We start from the raw sequence: 16,592 nt of genomic DNA, 5'->3' as shown, positions 1-16,592 counted from the left end.
TGAGCCCGATGAGCCAGGCGGCACAGAACCTGAACTGGTTGATCACCAACTTCGTGGACAACACCCCGGGGGTGTCCCACACGGTGGTGGTCTCCGCCGACGGACTCCTTCTGGCGATGTCCGAAGGCTTCCCCCGCGACCGCGCCGACCAGCTCGCGGCCGTCGCTTCCGGTTTGACGTCGCTGACGGCGGGCGCTTCCCGGATCTTCGAGGGAGGCGCCGTGAACCAGACCGTTGTGGAGATGGAGCGGGGATTCCTCTTCATCATGTCCGTATCCGACGGTTCGTCGCTCGCCGTTCTCGCACATCCGGAGGCGGACATCGGCCTCATCGGGTACGAGATGGCGCTGCTGGTCGACCGAGCCGGTACGGTCCTGACACCGGACCTTCGTGCAGAGCTCCAGGGGAGCCTGCTCAACTAACAGACGGACGGTGCGTTTTGGCGTCCCGTGGCCGTAAGGTTTCGGGACGCGGCTCCACAGCGATGGGTGCCAGGCACAGTCGGAGGAGGAGAAAGTGGTAACACCCCCAGGCGGTTCGTCTTCGGGCAACTGGTCGTACGGCCCTGCCCAGGGCCAGGGCGACGGTGGTCAGAACCCGAACCGTTACAACTTCCCCTCCGCACCGAGCCACCGGCAGCCGTACGCGCCGCAGGGCCCCGGCCCGTCGCCGTACGACCAGCCGCCGGCCCCGCGCATCCAGCCTGTGCAGCCGCAGCGCCGCACCCCGGAGCCGGCGCCCGCCGGGGCGTCGAACAACCCCCTGGTGCGTCCGTACGCCATGACCGGCGGCCGGACCCGCCCGCGCTACCAGCTCGCCATCGAGGCGCTGGTGCACACCACTGCGCAGCCGCACCAGATGCAGGGCCAGTTGCCCGAGCATCAGCGGATCTGCAACCTCTGCCGGGAAATCAAGTCGGTCGCCGAGATCTCGGCGCTCCTCACGATCCCTCTCGGCGTGGCCAGGATCCTCGTCGCCGACTTGGCGGAGGCGGGACTGGTCGCCATCCATCAGCCCGGCGGCGACGAGAACGCCGGCGGCCAGCCAGACGTGACACTGCTCGAAAGGGTGCTCAGTGGACTTCGCAAGCTCTAGCGGAGGGCCTTCCCGCTCCACCACGTCCGCGAAGATCGTGGTGGCTGGCGGCTTCGGCGTGGGCAAGACCACGTTCGTGGGTGCCGTCTCGGAGATCAACCCGCTGCGCACCGAGGCCGTCATGACGTCCGCTTCGGCCGGCATCGACGACCTCACCCACACCGGGGACAAGACGACCACGACGGTCGCCATGGACTTCGGCCGTATCACCCTGGACCAGGACCTGATCCTGTACCTCTTCGGTACGCCGGGCCAGGACCGCTTCTGGTTCATGTGGGACGACCTGGTGCGCGGCGCCATCGGCGCGATCGTGCTGGTCGACACGAGGAGGCTCGCCGACTGCTTCCCCGCCGTCGACTACTTCGAGAACTCCGGCCTGCCGTTCGTCATCGCCCTGAACGGCTTCGACGGCCAGCAGCCGTACACGCCGGACGAGGTCCGCGAGGCGCTCCAGATCGGCCCCGACACCCCGATCATCACGACGGACGCCCGCCACCGCGCGGACGCGAAGTCGGCGCTGATCACGCTGGTGGAGCACGCGCTGATGGCTCGCCTGCGGTAACGGGCGCGTTTCGCTTGCGGCCCCCGTTCCTCCTGTGGGAGGAACGGGGGCCGCGGGTGTTTTCGGGAGGGGGACGCGATGAGCGCGGAGGCGGCGGCGTTACGGCTGGGCACGACCGTGGCGAGGACGGCGGCCGACCTGTGGCTCGGCGGCAGGCGGCGCGAGCAGGAACGGCACCTGTCGATGGCGGAGCTGGTGCGGGCCCGAGTGCCCGGGCTGCGGCTGCGGCGGAGTGTGGAGCGGCAGTTCGGGCAGATCACCGACGCGGTGTTCGACCGGCTGGAGCCGTACCTGGAGCACGAGTTCCGGGGGCTGGACGAGGCCGGGCAACAGGCGGTCACCGACGCGGTGTGCGACACGTTCGCGGGCGGACCTCTCGGACGAGGCCGTGCTCGCGGCGGACGCCGACCCGGCGGAGCTGATCCGCCGCATCACCGGGTCGGTGCGCGCCCCGGTGGGGCTGAGCGAGGGCGGAGTCCCGGCTGTACGAGACGCTCTTCGCCGAGTGCGTGGAGCACTACGTACGGATCGTGCGGAGCCTGCCGGTCTTCGAGGAACGGGCCGGGCCGAACTCCTGGCCCGGACGGCCACGCTCGGCGCCGAAGTCGCCCGGCTCCCGGAGCGCCTGCCGGACTGCTCCCTGCTCGCGCCGGACGGCACGGACCGGGACACGGCGTTCCGGCGCCGGTACCTGGAGCTGATCAGCCGGGACCTGGACGAGGTGGAGCTGTTCCGCCGTACGTCGGACCGGGCGGCGGGGCCGCGGGTGCGGCTGTCGGCGGCGTACGTGAGTCTGCGGGCCACCGGGGACGACGGGGGCCGGCGCCGCGGCCCGCTCCCCGTCGCGGCTGCGGCTGCGGCCCGAGCCTGGCCCTCTCGCACATCGACGTAACCGCCTGGATGGACGTCGGTTCGTTCCCCCCAGCCGGCGTGACCTACCTGAACCTCGGCCACTGCCTGCTCCCTGACCACCCGGCGGCCCTCGACTTCCCCGGCGTGGACGTGGACGTGACCGTCCGCCGGCCAAGCACCACGGCCCCGCCCTCCCGAAGGAGGACGGGGCCGTGAGGGCGTGGAGGCGTCAGCGCCAGCTGTGCGGGGCGCGGAAGCCCGGCTCGCGTTCCAGGCGGCGCCAGCCCGCCTTGATGCGGCCGCGGTGGGCCGGGGTCGTGTCCGTGGGGCGGGCGGCGGCGCGGGCCAGGAGGATGGCCGTGATGGCGGCGACCTCCTCGGGCTCGGCGTGGCCCTTCTCGACGCGGATATCAGCAGATTCCATGGGTGTCAGTCTCCGTGAGGAAGATGTCCGCAGGGTTACTGCGGCGGGTTGCCGTGCTTGCGGGACGGCAGGTCCGCGTGCTTGGTCTGGAGCATGGCGAGGGACTTGATGAGCACCTCGCGGGTCTCGGCGGGGTCGATGACGTCGTCGACCAGGCCGCGCTCGGCCGCGTAGTAGGGGTGCATCAGCTCGGACTTGTACTCCTTGACCATGCGGGCCCGCATGGCCTCGGGGTCCTCGGCGTCGGCGATCTGGCGGCGGAAGATGACGTTGGCCGCACCCTCCGCACCCATGACGGCGATCTCGTTCGTCGGCCAGGCGTAGGTGAGGTCGGCACCGATGGACTGGCTGTCCATGACGATGTACGCACCTCCGTAGGCCTTCCGCAGGATCAGGGAGATCCTCGGCACGGTCGCGTTGCAGTAGGCGTAGAGGAGCTTCGCGCCGTGGCGGATGATGCCACCGTGCTCCTGGTCGACGCCCGGGAGGAAGCCGGGGACGTCCAGAAGAGTGATGATCGGGATGTTGAACGCGTCGCACATCTGGACGAAGCGGGCCGCCTTCTCGGAGGCCTCGATGTCCAGCACGCCCGCGAGGGCCTGCGGCTGGTTCGCCACGATGCCGACGACCTGGCCGTCCATCCGGCCCAGCGCGCAGATGATGTTGCGGGCCCAGCGCTCGTGGACCTCCAGGTAGTCGCCGTCGTCGACGATCTCCTCGATGACCTTGGCCATGTCGTACGGCCGGTTGCCGTCCGCCGGGACGAGGTCCAGGAGGACGTCCGAGCGTCGGTCGGCCGCGTCCGAGGACTCCGAGCGGGGCGGGTTCTCGCGGTTGTTCTGCGGGAGCAGGGAGAGGAGGTAGCGGACCTCGGCGATGCAGGTCTCTTCGTCGTCGTAGGCGAAGTGGCAGACGCCGGACGTCTCGGCGTGGACGTCGGCGCCGCCCAGGCCGTTCTGCGTGATCTCCTCGCCGGTGACCGCCTTGACGACGTCCGGGCCGGTGATGAACATCTGCGAGGTCTCGCGGACCATGAAGACGAAGTCGGTGAGGGCGGGGCTGTAGGCCGCGCCGCCGGCGCACGGGCCGAGCATCACCGAGATCTGCGGGATCACGCCCGAGGCCTTGGTGTTGCGCTGGAAGATGCCGCCGTAGCCGGCGAGCGCCGAGACGCCCTCCTGGATGCGGGCGCCGGCGCCGTCGTTCAGCGACACCAGCGGGGCACCGGCCGCGATGGCCATGTCCATGATCTTGTGGATCTTCGTGGCGTGGGCCTCGCCCAGCGCGCCGCCGAAGATGCGGAAGTCGTGCGCGTAGACGAAGACCGTGCGGCCCTCCACCGTGCCCCAGCCGGTGATCACACCGTCGGTGTAGGGCTTCTTGGCCTCCAGGCCGAAGCCCGTGGCCCGGTGCCGGCGCAGCTGCTCGACCTCCCGGAAGGAGTCCGGGTCGAGGAGGAGTTCGATGCGCTCCCGCGCGGTCAGCTTGCCCTTGGCGTGCTGCGCGCTGGTCGCCTTCTCGCTCGGTCCGGCCACCGCCTGCGCACGGATCTCGTGCAGTTCGGCCACGCGTCCGCGCGCGTCGGTCGGCTCGCCCGGCGCCTCATCCAAAACGGTCATGTAGTGACCTTACGAAGCCGAGCGAGGAATGCGGGCCGTCGACTCCTCACAGTCTCCGGCGTGTTTTCCTGGCACCCCTGAACAGAACCGTGGCGGGGTTGAGCCTTTCCGACTGCTCAGGGGGCGTGTCGCTTGTAGGGGTCGCACAAAGCGGTCAGGCGAGAGTGACCTCGCAGACATGTGTGGCACATGCCTCCCCCGGAGTGACGCGCACGCGCAGCCGGCGGCCTGTGGAGAGCACCTCGACCGTCTCGTCCGCGCGGTCGGCCCGCCGGACCGGGTGGTCCCAGACGACTTCCAGCGGTTCGCCCGTACGGGGCGGTTCGCTCACGCAGAGGGTAGCGGTACGGCCCCGCCGGACGATCAGCACACTGGCGCCCCCGGAGGCGGAGAGCGGGCCCGCCGTCCCCGCCCGCCAGAAAGTGGCGGCCGTGCAGCCGAGGGAGGGCACGGTGACCGCCTGGCGGGCGGCGTCGTTGGCGAGGACCGACAGCCAGTGGCGGTCGGTGGCACGGCGCGCGACCGCGCGGCGGGAGGCCCCGGGCATCAGGACGTAGGCGTACGTGGCGTCCTCGGGGTCGGTGCCGTGGTCGAGCCAGAGGGTCTGCCAGCGGCGGGTGCACCGCTCCCGCGTGCCGCCGGTGTTGATGTCGGACCAGGCGCCGGTGCGGTCCTCGCGCAGCGCCTTGGGCTCGCGGCCGAGCAGGATCCAGCCGCCGTGGTCCTCCAGGTGGGCCCAGTTGGGGCCCTTGACGAAGCGCTGGGTGCCGGATGCGCCGAGGTTGCGGTTGTCGACGATCGTCTCGACCGGGACGCCGTCGGCGCAGGTGATCCCGGCGCCGAGGCAGATCACCGCGTCCGCGACGCAGAACCAGGACTTGCGGGCTTCGAGGGTGGAGCCGAGGCCTTTGAGGTGCTGGCCGAGGGCCGCGCAGGTGCCGTCGGTGGTGCCGCCGACCCAGCGCGTGTCCGGGCGGGCCGTGCCCCACTCGCCGCCCTCGCGGTCGGCGAGCCGCTTGGTCGAGACGGTGGTGCCGGGCAGCCGGTACCAGTCGACGGTCGGCCAGAACCAGTCCGTGTACTGGTCGCCGGTGCCCTCGGCCCACCAGCTGACCATGCCCGCGCCGGTGTGCCAGCCGCGGGGGTTCTCGCCGTTGCCGCACTCGTAGTGGGCGATGCGGTCGCTGGCCATGGCGATGTTCACGGTGAATCCTGCGCCGCGGTGGACGGCACGGTCCATGGCGGCGAAGAGGTGGTGCCCGGGGGGCTCGGGCGCGGCCGGGACGGGTGAGCCGGCGATGGCGTGCAGCCGGGCCAGTTCGGCGACGCCGAACTGGGGTGCCGTCAGGATCGGGGCCACGGTGTCCCGTTCGATCCAGCCCTTGACACGGGCGTGCCAGCGGTCGCGTTCGGCGGGGCTCGCGCCGGCCGTGAGCAGGGCGATGGCGGCGATGAGCTGGTGGCCGTGGTAGTGGTCGCTGCGCAGCAGCTCGCGGTCGTCGGTGGTGAGGTGACCGCGGCTGATGGCCCGGCCGTTGACGCTGTCCATCACCAGCCCGTCGTGGATGAGCGGGGCGTAGGCGCGCTCGACGCTGTCGAGGACGATCTGCCGGTTCGGGTCGGTGACCTCCCAGTCGGATCCGGCGAGCAGGGCGAGGAGCCGGCCGAGTCCGTCGAGCATGACCTGGCCGTACGTGCCCGAGTAGGCGACCCAGGTGTGCTGGACGAACGAGCCGTCGGCGTAGAGGCCGTCGCCGCGGGTGACGTGGGGGAAGACCGGGGAGAGGGCGTCCCGGGCGAGGGCGATCTTGGCGGGGTCGCGGCCCAGGATGCCGCGCAGGGCGACGGAGCGGCACAGGTCGACGCGGTTGGCGCCGGTGGAGGTGCCGCTGTAGTCGGCGAGGGCCGAGTCGGGGACGAAGTGGTCGACGGCGGCGCAGGCGGCATCGACCCGGGCCTCCCCCAGCTCCTCGTACAGGGCGGCCGTGATGTCCGTCAGGAGGCGGGGGCTGCCGATCTGCCACTCCCACCAATTGCCGTAGCGGGTGGTGGTGGGGTTGTAGACGGTGGCGGAGAGGTGGTCCAGGCCGCGCAGGATGCCGTCGAGGAGGGCGGGGTCGGCGGTCGAGCCGGTGCCCTGCTGGAGGTAGGCCCGGGTCATGGTCCACAGCCGGCCGTAGCTGAGGGTGATGCCCGCCGGCGGGTCGAAGGGGTGGCCGGGCCAGAGGGAACGCGCCGCCGGGGCCATGCTCGCGCGCAGGTCGCGGGCCAGGGCGCCGGTCTCGGCGAGCCGGGCGGCGTAGGGCTCGGCCGTGGGGTCGTAGCCGGTGCCGAGGGAGATGCCGAGCCAGCGGCGGCGGAGGGTGTCGTACGGATCGCCCGGCGCGTCGGTGCCCCGGCCCACGGGGGCCGCGCCCCCGGTCGCCGCCAGGGCCGCGGCCGCCAGCAGCAGGGCGCGGCGGCCGGGGCGGAACAGGGCGGCGGCCCCGGCCGTACGGCGGGGGAAGACGCGGCGCTGGGGAGTCATGCCCATGCCCTACCACGGGGAGGCGCCCACCTGAATGGTGGATCCGGCCGGAGTGACCGGAACGGGGGAACGGCGGGCGGGAGCCAGGAGCTGTCATCCAGACGGCAGGCCCTAGCCGAAGCGGTTCAGCAGACGGCGGTACAGGCCCGGCGCGAGGCCGCGGACCCGGCCGGGGACGGTCAGCCAGGTGGGGACGTAGGCCTCGTCGCGGTTCTGCCGGACGGCCTCCCAGATCGTGCCGGCGACGCAGCCGGGCGAGAGGAGGCCGGTGCGGGTGCCGTCGTAGGGCCTGCCGCGGCGGGTGTGGAAGGGCGTGTCGACCGCTCCGGGCACGACGAAGGTCACGCCCACGCCCGTGCCGCGCAGTTCCTGGCGCAGCGCCTCGGCGAAGGCGGCCAGACCGGCTTTGGCGGCGGAGTACACCGCCTCCTCCCGCAGGCCCACGCAGCCGGCGACCGAGCCGAGCAGCACCACGCGGCCGCGTCCCGCCGCGATCATGGAGGGCAGCACCTCGCGCACGAGGTGGAGGGTGGCGTTGAGGTCCAGGGTCAGCACCCGGTCGATGTCGGTGTGCGGCATGGTGGCGAAGGGGCCCGCCCAGCCCATGCCCGCCCCGGCGACCAGGACGTCGATCCGGCCGGTGGTGTGCAGCGCGGACTGGGCCAGCAGGCGCGGGCCGTCCGGGGCGGCGAGGTCGGCGGGCAGTACGACGGCCGTGGTGCCGGACGCCGTCTGCTCCAGGCGGCGCCGGTCGCGTCCGCTGAGGAGCAGCTGCCAGCCGTCCATGGCGAACCGCCGGGCCGTGGCCGCCCCGATGCCGGAGGAGGCTCCGGTGACGAGGGCGACGCGCCGGTCGAGCCGTCGCGGCGGTCCGTACTGGTTCACCCGGACCGGGATCGGGGCCGTGGAGCGGCGCGGGGCGGGGTCCGCCGGTGGGTCGTAGGCCGAGCCGGAGCCGGTGAGTGTCACGAGTCGCTCCCCTGCGCTGTGCGTCCGCCGTGGTCTCGTCTGTCTCCATACGGTCACTGAAAACGGAACCCCGTCTCGCCGTACGCCGCCACCGCAGGGTGGTCCGGCGGGGCCCGGGTGCCGCCGCCCCACCGCACCCCGGGCGCGGGGTCGGCCGCGTGCCGACGCGGTGCGCCGCATCCGGCGGGACCACCACCCCAACGGGCCGGGTGATTGCGCCAAGCGGGGGTACGGACGAGGTGCGCGGCGAGCCGGTGGGAAACTCCTCCACCGAAGAAGTTGAACATTGAACGGAATAGGTCTACGGTGGGTCGCGTTGGAGTAGTTAAAGATTCAACATCCCACGCAGGAGGCGTACACACCATGAGCATCTTCAGCCGCAACGACGCCCGGACCGCCACCGCCACCGCCACCGGTGCCGTGAACCCGGAGCTGGCCGCCCTGACCGGCGACTACACGATCGACCCCGCGCACTCGACGATCGGCTTCGTCGCCCGGCACGCCATGGTCACCAACGTCAAGGGCAGCTTCCGGGACTTCACCGGCACGCTCCACCTCGACGGCGGCGATCCGTCGCGGTCGACGGCCTCCATCGACGTCGTGATGGACAGCATCAGCACGGGCAACGCCGACCGCGACGGACACCTCAAGAGCGCGGACTTCTTCAAGGCGGACGAGTTCCCGGCCATGACGTTCCGCTCCACGAAGGCGGAGGCGCTCGGCGGTGACGACTACCGGATCACCGGCGATCTGACGATCCTCGGCACCACCCGCCCCCTCTCCATCGACCTCGAGTTCAACGGCGCCGCGAAGGACCCCTTCGGCAACGAGCGCGTCGGCTTCGAGGGCAAGGCGGAGATCCTGCGCTCCGAGTGGGGCCTGACCTGGAACGCCGCACTGGAGACCGGTGGCGTCCTGGTCTCCGACAAGATCAAGCTCAACTTCGACATCTCCGCCATCCGGAACGCGTGAGCCCCGCGGGACCGGCCCGGTGACACCGCCCCGGGCCGGTCTGGCCGGTTCCCGCCCCTTGTGCAAAGACTGCCGGCGTTCTCATAATCCAGCAGCGCTATTTTGACCAGTCCATGCCAGCACATGGACGTTCTTTTTGCTCCTGCTGCTGTCATGTTCTCGTCAATCTGATGCTTCGGTTGCACCTCCCCAGTCAACCCCCCACGAAAGGCATCACGTTGAAGAGACTCCTCACGGCCCTCAAGAGATGCGCGGCCCTCGGCGCCGCCGCGCTCGCGATCGCCAGTCTCCAGCCCGTTTCCGCCGCGCAGGCCGCGCCGTCGCCCGTCGTCGGCGGGACCCGGGCCGCACAGGGCGAGTTCCCGTTCATGGTCCGGCTCTCCATGGGCTGCGGCGGCGCGCTCTACACCCAGCAGATCGTGCTCACGGCCGCGCACTGCGTGGGCAGTTCGGGCAACAACACGAGCATCACCGCCACCGCGGGCGTCGTCGACCTCCAGTCCACCAGCGGCCGGGTCCAGGTGCGCTCCACCAAGGTGCTGCGTGCCCCCGGTTACAACGGCACCGGCAAGGACTGGGCGCTCATCAAGCTCGCCCAGCCCATCAACCTGCCGACGCTGAAGATCGCCACGACCTCGCAGTACAACACCGGTGACTTCACCGTCGCCGGCTGGGGCGCGAACCGCGAGGGCGGCTCCCAGCAGCGCTACCTCCTGAAGGCGACCGTGCCGTTCGTCAGCGACGCCGCGTGCAAGGCCTACGGCGGTCTGTACAGCGGCCTCGTCGCGAGCGAGGAGATCTGCGCCGGCTTCGACGCGGGCGGCGTCGACACCTGCCAGGGCGACTCCGGCGGCCCGATGTTCCGCAAGGACAACGCCGGCGGCTGGATCCAGGTCGGCATCGTCAGCTGGGGTGAGGGCTGCGCCCGGCCCGAGGCGCCCGGCGTCTACACGGAGGTCTCCACCTTCGCCTCCGCCATCGCCTCGGCGGCATCGACCCTCTGACCGGCGGCTTCCAGGGCCCGGCGCCGCTTCGGTGCCGGGCCCGTCCGGTGCGGCCTTCGTCGTGCTGGACAGGTGCCGGTCGCCACGCCGGTCGTTCCACGCCGTGAGGCTCAGGGGGCAGAGGCCCGGGCCTCCAGGTTCTTCACCGTCGCCGTCACCTGCGCGGCGCGGCTTCTCGCCGTCCTGGCTCGGAGTACGCCGAGCATCGCCAGATAGCGGTCCGTACGGCCCAGGGCCCCGAAGGCCGCGGCGGCGCGGGGGCTGCGGGCCAGGGCCGCCGCCAGGTCGGCCGGGACCTCGGCCTCCTTCTGGGACGCGTACGCCGCGTCCCACCGGCCGTCCGCCCGTGCGGACGCCACCTCCGCGAGCCCGCGGGGCCGCATCCGCCCGGCGGCGGTCAGTTCCTCGACGCGCCGGACGTTGACCATGGACCAGAGACTGCCGGGGCGCCGCGGGGTGATCCGCTGGAGGTAGTGCGACTCGTCAAGTCCCTTGCGCTGCCCGGTGATCCACCCGTGGCACAACGCCAGGTCGTTGACGTCGGCGGCGCTGACGGAGGGGACGCCCGAGCCCTTCTTCGCGACCCTGACCCAGAGGCCGGGGTGCGGGGCCGGGTGTGCCGCCAGCCAGGCGTCCAGGTCGGCCACGGTCTCGAAGGAGAGCGGGCGGGAGCCGTCGGAAGTGGTCATGGCATCACCGTAGGGAGGAAGTAGGACAGCTGCCGTCCGCTATGCGAGCAGCAGGCGCGCCTGTTCGCGGGCCTGGGGGATGGCGTCCGGGAAGACGCCCAGGCCATGGGCGACCAGGGCGCCCTCGTGCAGGAGCATCAGCGTCCGGGCCGTCGAGTCCGCCGTCGTGGGCGCGATCTCCTCGGCGAAGCGGGTGAACAGGGCGAGCATCCACCGCTTCTGCCCGGTGATGATCGGGTGGGCCGGATGGGCGGGGTCGCTGATCTCCGCGTGGGCGTTGACCATGCTGCACCCCCTGGGGCTGAACTCCGCCGCCCAGGCGCGCGAGGCGTCGAACACGGCCAGGACGCGTTCGCGGGGGTCCGGGCCCACCGCGTCGAGGCGCTCGCCGAGGAAGGCCCGCCAGCGCTCGTCGCGGTCCGCCAGGTACTCCACGACGATCTGCTCCTTGGAGCCGAACCGGTCGTAGAGCGTCTTCTTCGTGACGCCGGCCTCGGCGGAGATGAGGTCGACGCCGACGGCGTGGATGCCGCGCTCGTAGAACAGCCGGCCGGCGGCCGTCAGGGCACGGCGGGCGGCGGGCGTCATCGTGATCCGGCGCGGGTTCTGCGCGGTGGTCCCCATGACACTCGACTATACCGATCTGTATAGTGACGGGGGAACGGGTAAACCGATCTGTCTACTGGTTGTGATGTCGTGAACATCCTGCTCTCCCTCGCCTTCGTCCTGTGCTGGAGTTCCGGTTTCATCGGAGCGAAGCTCGGCGCCGGCAGCGCGTCCGCGCCGACGATCCTGATGTGGCGGTTCCTGCCGCTGGCCGTCGTCCTGGTGGTCGTCGCCGTCCTCACGCGATCGGCCTGGCGGGGCCTGACGACCCGCGATCTGACCCGGCAGGCCATGATCGGCGTGCTCTCGCAGAGCGGCTACCTGCTCAGCGTCTACTACGCCATCCAGCTCGGCGTCTCCAGCGGTACGACGGCCCTGATCGACGGCGTCCAGCCCCTCGTGGCCGGCGCCCTCGCCGGCCCGCTGCTGGGGCAGTACGTCTCGGGCCGGCAGTGGATCGGTCTGGGCCTGGGGCTGAGCGGCGTCGCCGTGGTCACGCTGGCCGACGCGGCGGCCGGCGGCGACGTGGCCTGGTGGGCGTACGCCGTGCCGCTGCTCGGCATGCTGTCCCTGGTCGCGGCGACGTTCCTGGAGAGCCGTTCCCGCTCGCGGGTCACCCCGTCGGTGTCGCTGACCGTGCACTGCGCGACCAGCGCGGTCCTCTTCTCCGTACTGGCCCTGGGCACCGGCGCCGCCGCGCCGCCCGGCCGGTGGGACTTCTGGGTGGCGGTCGCCTGGCTCGTGGGGCTGTCCACGTTCGGCGGGTACGGGCTGTACTGGCTGATCCTGAAGCGCGCCGGCGTCACCAAGGTCAACACGCTGATGTTCCTGATGGCCCCGGTCACCGCGGTCTGGGGCGCGCTGATGTTCGGTGAGCCGTTCGGCGCTCAGACCGCCCTCGGGCTGACCGTCTGTCTCGCCGCGGTCATCATCGTCCATCGTGGCGGCGGCCGGAGGGACACGACCCTGACCGCCGCCCGGGCGGAGCCGGGGGAAACCGGTGGACCCGGTCGCCCGGGTCCGCCTGACCTGCCGCCCATGTCCGGCCCCGAGGCGTCCAGAGTGCGGCCACCGGCTCTCCGGTGGCTGTCCGTGACGCCGATGCCGGGCCGCTGAGGCCGCCCGCTCGCGGTGAACTGCGGTCGCTGCGCAGCCCCCGGCTGCTCGTCACCCTGCTGGTGCCGGGACCGGGTGCCCGGCCCCGAGGGCCGGGGCGCACCAGCCCGCGCCCAGCGTGACCGGGGGCTTCGCGACGGCCGCGTTCAACGTGGGTGCGGCGGTGGGGCCCTGGGCCGGGGGTGCGGTGATCGGCGTGGGGTTCGGGTACCGGGGGCCGCTGTGGGTCAGCGCGGCTCTGGTGGCCCTGGCGTTCGCGGTCGCCGGGGTGGCGGCACGGCAGCAGCGAGCCACGGGCCAGGAGCTACACGGCACTGAGCTCGCGTGCCCGCCCCCGGCACCCACGCCTCGGCTCAGAACCCGCCCCCGAAGTCCCCTCCCCCGCCGAAGCCTCCGCCGCCTCCGAAGTCCCCGCCTCCGAAATCGCCACCGTAATCGCCGGTGTCGAAGTCCGCGCCGGACACGTCGCCGCCCTCGTAGCCGCCGAAGTCGCCGTAGCCGGATCCGTAGTCGGCCGCGTAGGCGGGGGCGGCCATCATGCTGCCGAGCATGGTGCCGACGAGGAGGCCGGGCAGCAGGCCGCCGCCGAAGTAGCCGCCGGCCCAGGGGCCGTACGCCGGTCCGGCCTCCCAGTAGGGACGGCGGCCGAGGTCCGTGTCGACCTCGCGGATCGCGGGGTCGCGGCCCTCGGCGAGACGCCGCTCGTCGGCCGCGCAGACCGGGACCTCGCGGGCTGCGCCGCCCGAGGGCGTCCAGGAGGCGTCAGCGACGGCGGGGCCATGGCGCGGGTCGAAGAAGCAGGGCGGCCGGCGCTCCGGCAGCGCGCCGCCCTCGCGGCGGGCCGCGAGCCGGGCCAGGGAGAACCGGCCGTCCTCCACGGCCTCGGTGACGGCACGGACGTCCTCCGGTTTCGCCGCGGCCGCCATCAAGGACTTGGCCCGCTCGTAGGAGTCCAGGGCACGCTCGTAGTCCGTGCGCATCGCGTCGTCGGCGCCGGGCTCCCCGGGGTGGAAGTCGAGGCGGTCGAGTTCCTCGCCGAACGCGGTGATGTCCTCGTCGACGACCACCCGCAGCTTCTCCAGCGCGGCCCGCTGCTCCTCCTCGTGGCGGCGGCGGTTGCGGCGGACCAGGGTGTACGCGCCCGCGCCGCCGGCCGCGACCAGCCCGCCGATCGTGATCAGGCCGCCGACCGGCACGTCGGTGCCCGAGCCGTCGCTCCAGCTGCTCGGCGCCGAACCGCCCACGTTGCGCAGGGCGTCGTCGACGAAGTCGTTCAGCTGGGCCTTGGTGTCGCCGGCGCCCTGCACCGCCGTGACCAGGTTGGACACCGCCTGCCGGCTCATCACCGAGCTGTCGGCACGGGCGTCGAACCGGTCACCGAGGTGGATGCCGTAGAGGCCGGTGATGCCGGTCTCCGTGCGCAGGTTCCGGAAGAGGTCCTGCGTGGGATAACCGGCCGGGAGGACCGCCACGAAGACGGGCTTGTCCGCGTCCTTGATCTTGTCGGCGAGCGCCTCGGCGTCCGATGCCGCCAGCTGCCCGGAGGCGGCCGGATCGACGTAGACGGGGTTCTCGCGCAGTTCCTGGGCGACCTCCGTGAGGTCGGTGGCCGCGTGCGCGCCCGGCGCACCGGCCAGCAGCACCGCCAGTACGGCGGCGACCGGCACGATCAGCAGACGTACGACGGTACGCACCAGTGCGGCCTTCATATGTTCGAAGCTACCCGAAACCACCCATAAAGGGTTATCCGGTGAGGCAGGGATTTATGGCCGGGGCTGGGCCTAGGATGCCTCTGGCCATCCAGGAAGGGCGGTAACAGGGGCATGTTCGGAAGACGCAGGGCCGCGGACATGACGGTGTCCGAACTGACCGAGCTGGACCGCTCGCGTACGCGGGCCGACCTGCTGTGGGAGCTGTTCCGGCATGCCGAGGCGGAGGTGACCTCGGCGATCGGCTGGTATCTGGCGCGGCGCCGGGGACCGTCACTGTGGTCGCGCTCGCTGCGGGCGCTCGCCACACTGCTGGGCATAGTCGGCACGATCACGCCGCTGGTGCACGCGGCCGCGCCCACGGCCGTGCAGCCCGAGTGGGGCTTCGTGTTCCTGGCCGGCGGGGCGGGCTGCGTGCTCTTCGACCGGATCTTCGGGTTCTCGGCATCGTGGACCCGCTACATCCGTGCGGAGATGGCGTTGCAGCAGATCCTCAAGAAGGCGCAGTCCGACTGGGCGCAGGCGTTCCTGAGGACCACCGACTCCCCCAGCGACAAGGAGCAGGCCGCCCTGCTCGGGGTGATCGAGCGGCTGCGGGCCGACGCGCAGCGCATCATCGAGGACGAGGGCGCGGCGTGGATCGGCTATCTGGCCGACGGCGTCGAGGAGCTGACCCGCTCCACGGCCACCGCCACCGGTCAGCGCTCCCACACGGCGGGCCTCTTCCGCCTGGACCGGGCCCCCGGCCGCGAGCGGGGCGGCGAGGTCCCGGTCCCGCGGTCCCGGGACACGGCGATGTGACACCCGCCCCGGGCACCCGGCCGGGCCGCGGCTACTCGGCCGGTGCGACTCCCGCGCGCAGCAGCCCGTAGGTGTACGCGTCCTCCAGGGCCTGCCAGCTGGCGGCGATGACGTTGTCGGCGACGCCGACCGTCGACCACTCCCCCGTGCCGTCGGACGTGGAGATCAGCACGCGGGTCGTGGAGTTGGTGCCGTGCTTGCCCTCCAGGATGCGGACCTTGTAGTCCACGAGCTCCAGCTGGGCGAGCTGGGGGTAGATCTTCTCCAGGCCCACGCGCAGGGACCGGTCCAGGGCGTGGACGGGGCCGTTGCCCTCGGCGGTGGCGACGATGCGCTCGCCCTTGGCCCACAGCTTGACCGTGGCCTCGTTGGCGTGGGAGCCGTCGGGCCGGTCCTCGACGATGGCGCGCCAGGACTCGACCTCGAAGTAGCGCAGCGGCCCGCCCTGGACCTCGGCGCGCAGCAGGAGTTCGAAGCTGGCGTCGGCCGCCTCGTACGTGTAGCCCTTGAGCTCGCGTTCCTTCACGCGCTCGACCACCCGGCCGACCAGTTCGCGGTCGCCGCCGAGGTCGATGCCGAGTTCCTTGCCCTTGAGCTCGATGGACGCGCGCCCGGCCATGTCGGAGACCAGCATGCGCATGGTGTTGCCGACCTGCTCGGGGTCGATGTGCTGGTACAGGTCCGGGTCGACCTTGATCGCCGAGGCGTGCAATCCGGCCTTGTGGGCGAAGGCGGAGAGGCCGACGTAGGGCTGGTGCGTGGAGGGGGTGAGGTTGACGACCTCGGCGATGGCGTGCGAGATGCGCGTCATCTCCCGCAGGTGCCCCTCGGGCAGGACCCGCTTGCCGTACTTGAGCTCCAGGGCCGCCACGACGGGGAAGAGGTTGGCGTTGCCGACGCGCTCGCCGTAGCCGTTGGCCGTGCACTGCACGTGCGTCGCGCCGGCGTCGACGGCGGCCAGGGTGTTGGCGACCGCGCAGCCCGTGTCGTCCTGGGCGTGGATGCCGAGACGGGCGCCGGTGTCGGCGAGGACCGTGGAGACGACGGCCTGGATCTGCGCCGGGAGCATGCCGCCGTTGGTGTCGCACAGGACGACGACGTCCGCGCCGGCCTCCGACGCCGTACGGACGACCGCCTTGGCGTACTCGGGGTTGGCCCGGTAGCCGTCGAAGAAGTGCTCGCAGTCGATGAAGACCCGGCGGCCCTGCTCCTTGAGGAAGGACACGGTGTCGCGGACCATCGCCAGGTTCTCGTCCAGGGTGGTGCGCAGGGCGAGCTCGACATGGCGGTCGTGCGACTTGGCGACCAGCGTGATCACCGGGGCGCCGGACTCCAGGAGCGCCCTGACCTGCGGGTCCTGGTCGGCGGTGGTGCCGGCGCGGCGGGTGGAGCCGAACGCGACGAGCTGGGCGTGCCGGAAGTCGATCTCCTGCTGGGCGCGGGCGAAGAACTCGGTGTCCCGGGGGTTCGCGCCCGGCCAGCCGCCCTCGATGAAGCCCACGCCGAAGTCGTCCAGGTGCCGTGCGATGGCCAGCTTGTCGGCGACGGTGAGGTTGATGCCCTCACGCTGGGCGCCGTCGCGCAGGGTGGTGTCGAAGACGTGGAACGAATCGTCGAGGTCGCTGGTAGCGGTCATGGTCTCAAGGC

16 protein-coding genes and 1 pseudogene are annotated in these 16,592 nt (G+C 72.1%); 9 read left to right on the top strand and 8 right to left on the bottom strand.

Translation table 11 applies throughout. From position 1 onward, the window contains the following. The first annotated feature begins 8 nt into the window (after positions 1 to 8). The 5 genes and pseudogenes from HNR57_RS29450 to HNR57_RS41085 all read left to right on the top strand — a co-directional run bounded on the left by HNR57_RS29450 (position 9) and on the right by HNR57_RS41085 (position 2,549). Positions 9 to 422, top strand: coding sequence for a roadblock/LC7 domain-containing protein (locus HNR57_RS29450; protein WP_003993185.1), 414 nt, complete (start codon positions 9 to 11; stop codon positions 420 to 422). A gap of 94 nt (positions 423 to 516) precedes the next feature. Beyond that, the gene (locus tag HNR57_RS29445) at positions 517 to 1,095 is read left to right on the top strand and encodes a DUF742 domain-containing protein (RefSeq protein WP_184564688.1); all 579 of its coding nucleotides are present in this window, start codon (positions 517 to 519) and stop codon (positions 1,093 to 1,095) included. Next, positions 1,076 to 1,657 carry a GTP-binding protein gene (locus HNR57_RS29440; protein WP_014675207.1) on the top strand — a complete coding sequence of 194 codons (582 nt, stop codon included), beginning with the start codon at positions 1,076 to 1,078 and terminating at the stop codon, positions 1,655 to 1,657. Before HNR57_RS29445 ends, HNR57_RS29440 begins: the two co-directional genes overlap by 20 nt. A gap of 78 nt (positions 1,658 to 1,735) precedes the next feature. Further along, positions 1,736 to 1,966 (top strand): annotated as a pseudogene (locus tag HNR57_RS40945) (NACHT N-terminal Helical domain 1-containing protein); the annotation flags it as partial. A 79-nt stretch (positions 1,967 to 2,045) separates the two neighbouring features. Beyond that, positions 2,046 to 2,549 (top strand): hypothetical protein, encoded by a 504-nt coding sequence (locus HNR57_RS41085; RefSeq protein WP_313675103.1) that lies wholly within the window; start codon positions 2,046 to 2,048, stop codon positions 2,547 to 2,549. A gap of 189 nt (positions 2,550 to 2,738) precedes the next feature. Here the strand turns inward: HNR57_RS41085 and HNR57_RS29430 are convergent, their stop codons facing one another. The 4 genes from HNR57_RS29430 to HNR57_RS29415 form a co-directional block, all read right to left on the bottom strand. After that, positions 2,739 to 2,933: an acyl-CoA carboxylase subunit epsilon gene (locus tag HNR57_RS29430; protein WP_184564687.1), complete on the bottom strand. Its 195-nt coding sequence runs from the start codon at positions 2,931 to 2,933 to the stop codon at positions 2,739 to 2,741. A gap of 35 nt (positions 2,934 to 2,968) precedes the next feature. After that, a complete protein-coding gene (locus HNR57_RS29425) occupies positions 2,969 to 4,552 on the bottom strand; it encodes an acyl-CoA carboxylase subunit beta (protein WP_184564685.1) in 1,584 nt (527 codons plus the stop codon). Between the two features lie 154 nt (positions 4,553 to 4,706). Continuing rightward, a complete protein-coding gene (locus tag HNR57_RS29420) occupies positions 4,707 to 7,079 on the bottom strand; it encodes a polysaccharide lyase 8 family protein (protein ID WP_246555062.1) in 2,373 nt (790 codons plus the stop codon). Positions 7,080 to 7,190: 111 nt separating this feature from the next. Further along, positions 7,191 to 8,048, bottom strand: a complete 858-nt coding sequence (locus HNR57_RS29415; protein ID WP_184564681.1) for an SDR family NAD(P)-dependent oxidoreductase — start codon at positions 8,046 to 8,048, stop codon at positions 7,191 to 7,193. A 363-nt stretch (positions 8,049 to 8,411) separates the two neighbouring features. Here HNR57_RS29415 and HNR57_RS29410 point away from each other — a divergent pair, with 363 nt between their 5' ends. Together HNR57_RS29410 and HNR57_RS29405 are read left to right on the top strand one after the other, a co-directional pair. Further along, positions 8,412 to 9,020 carry a YceI family protein gene (locus HNR57_RS29410; protein ID WP_184564679.1) on the top strand — a complete coding sequence of 203 codons (609 nt, stop codon included), beginning with the start codon at positions 8,412 to 8,414 and terminating at the stop codon, positions 9,018 to 9,020. Between the two features lie 218 nt (positions 9,021 to 9,238). Then, positions 9,239 to 10,024: a S1 family peptidase gene (locus tag HNR57_RS29405; protein WP_184564677.1), complete on the top strand. Its 786-nt coding sequence runs from the start codon at positions 9,239 to 9,241 to the stop codon at positions 10,022 to 10,024. Positions 10,025 to 10,134: 110 nt separating this feature from the next. On the opposite strand, the gene HNR57_RS29400 is transcribed toward HNR57_RS29405, so the two are convergent. Together HNR57_RS29400 and HNR57_RS29395 are read right to left on the bottom strand one after the other, a co-directional pair. Further along, positions 10,135 to 10,713, bottom strand: coding sequence for a YdeI/OmpD-associated family protein (locus HNR57_RS29400; RefSeq protein WP_184564675.1), 579 nt, complete (start codon positions 10,711 to 10,713; stop codon positions 10,135 to 10,137). Positions 10,714 to 10,752: 39 nt separating this feature from the next. Then, positions 10,753 to 11,337, bottom strand: a complete 585-nt coding sequence (locus tag HNR57_RS29395; protein ID WP_246555060.1) for a TetR/AcrR family transcriptional regulator — start codon at positions 11,335 to 11,337, stop codon at positions 10,753 to 10,755. 72 nt (positions 11,338 to 11,409) lie between these two features. On the opposite strand from HNR57_RS29395, the gene HNR57_RS29390 reads away from it, so the two are divergent. Then, positions 11,410 to 12,435: a DMT family transporter gene (locus HNR57_RS29390; protein ID WP_184564673.1), complete on the top strand. Its 1,026-nt coding sequence runs from the start codon at positions 11,410 to 11,412 to the stop codon at positions 12,433 to 12,435. A gap of 353 nt (positions 12,436 to 12,788) precedes the next feature. On the opposite strand, the gene HNR57_RS29385 is transcribed toward HNR57_RS29390, so the two are convergent. Further along, positions 12,789 to 14,144, bottom strand: a complete 1,356-nt coding sequence (locus HNR57_RS29385) for a hypothetical protein (RefSeq protein WP_184564671.1) — start codon at positions 14,142 to 14,144, stop codon at positions 12,789 to 12,791. A 141-nt stretch (positions 14,145 to 14,285) separates the two neighbouring features. On the opposite strand from HNR57_RS29385, the gene HNR57_RS29380 reads away from it, so the two are divergent. Next, a complete protein-coding gene (locus HNR57_RS29380) occupies positions 14,286 to 14,945 on the top strand; it encodes an SLATT domain-containing protein (RefSeq protein WP_184564669.1) in 660 nt (219 codons plus the stop codon). A gap of 31 nt (positions 14,946 to 14,976) precedes the next feature. On the opposite strand, the gene cimA is transcribed toward HNR57_RS29380, so the two are convergent. Beyond that, positions 14,977 to 16,581 carry a citramalate synthase gene (gene cimA / locus HNR57_RS29375; protein ID WP_184564667.1) on the bottom strand — a complete coding sequence of 535 codons (1,605 nt, stop codon included), beginning with the start codon at positions 16,579 to 16,581 and terminating at the stop codon, positions 14,977 to 14,979. Positions 16,582 to 16,592 lie beyond the last annotated feature (11 nt).

It is taken from the genome of Streptomyces paradoxus (assembly GCF_014202475.1).
Taxonomy (GTDB): Bacteria; Actinomycetota; Actinomycetes; order Streptomycetales; family Streptomycetaceae; genus Streptomyces; species Streptomyces paradoxus.
Note: the sequence above shows the minus strand (reverse complement) of the source record. Positions and strands in the feature narration are given on the sequence as shown.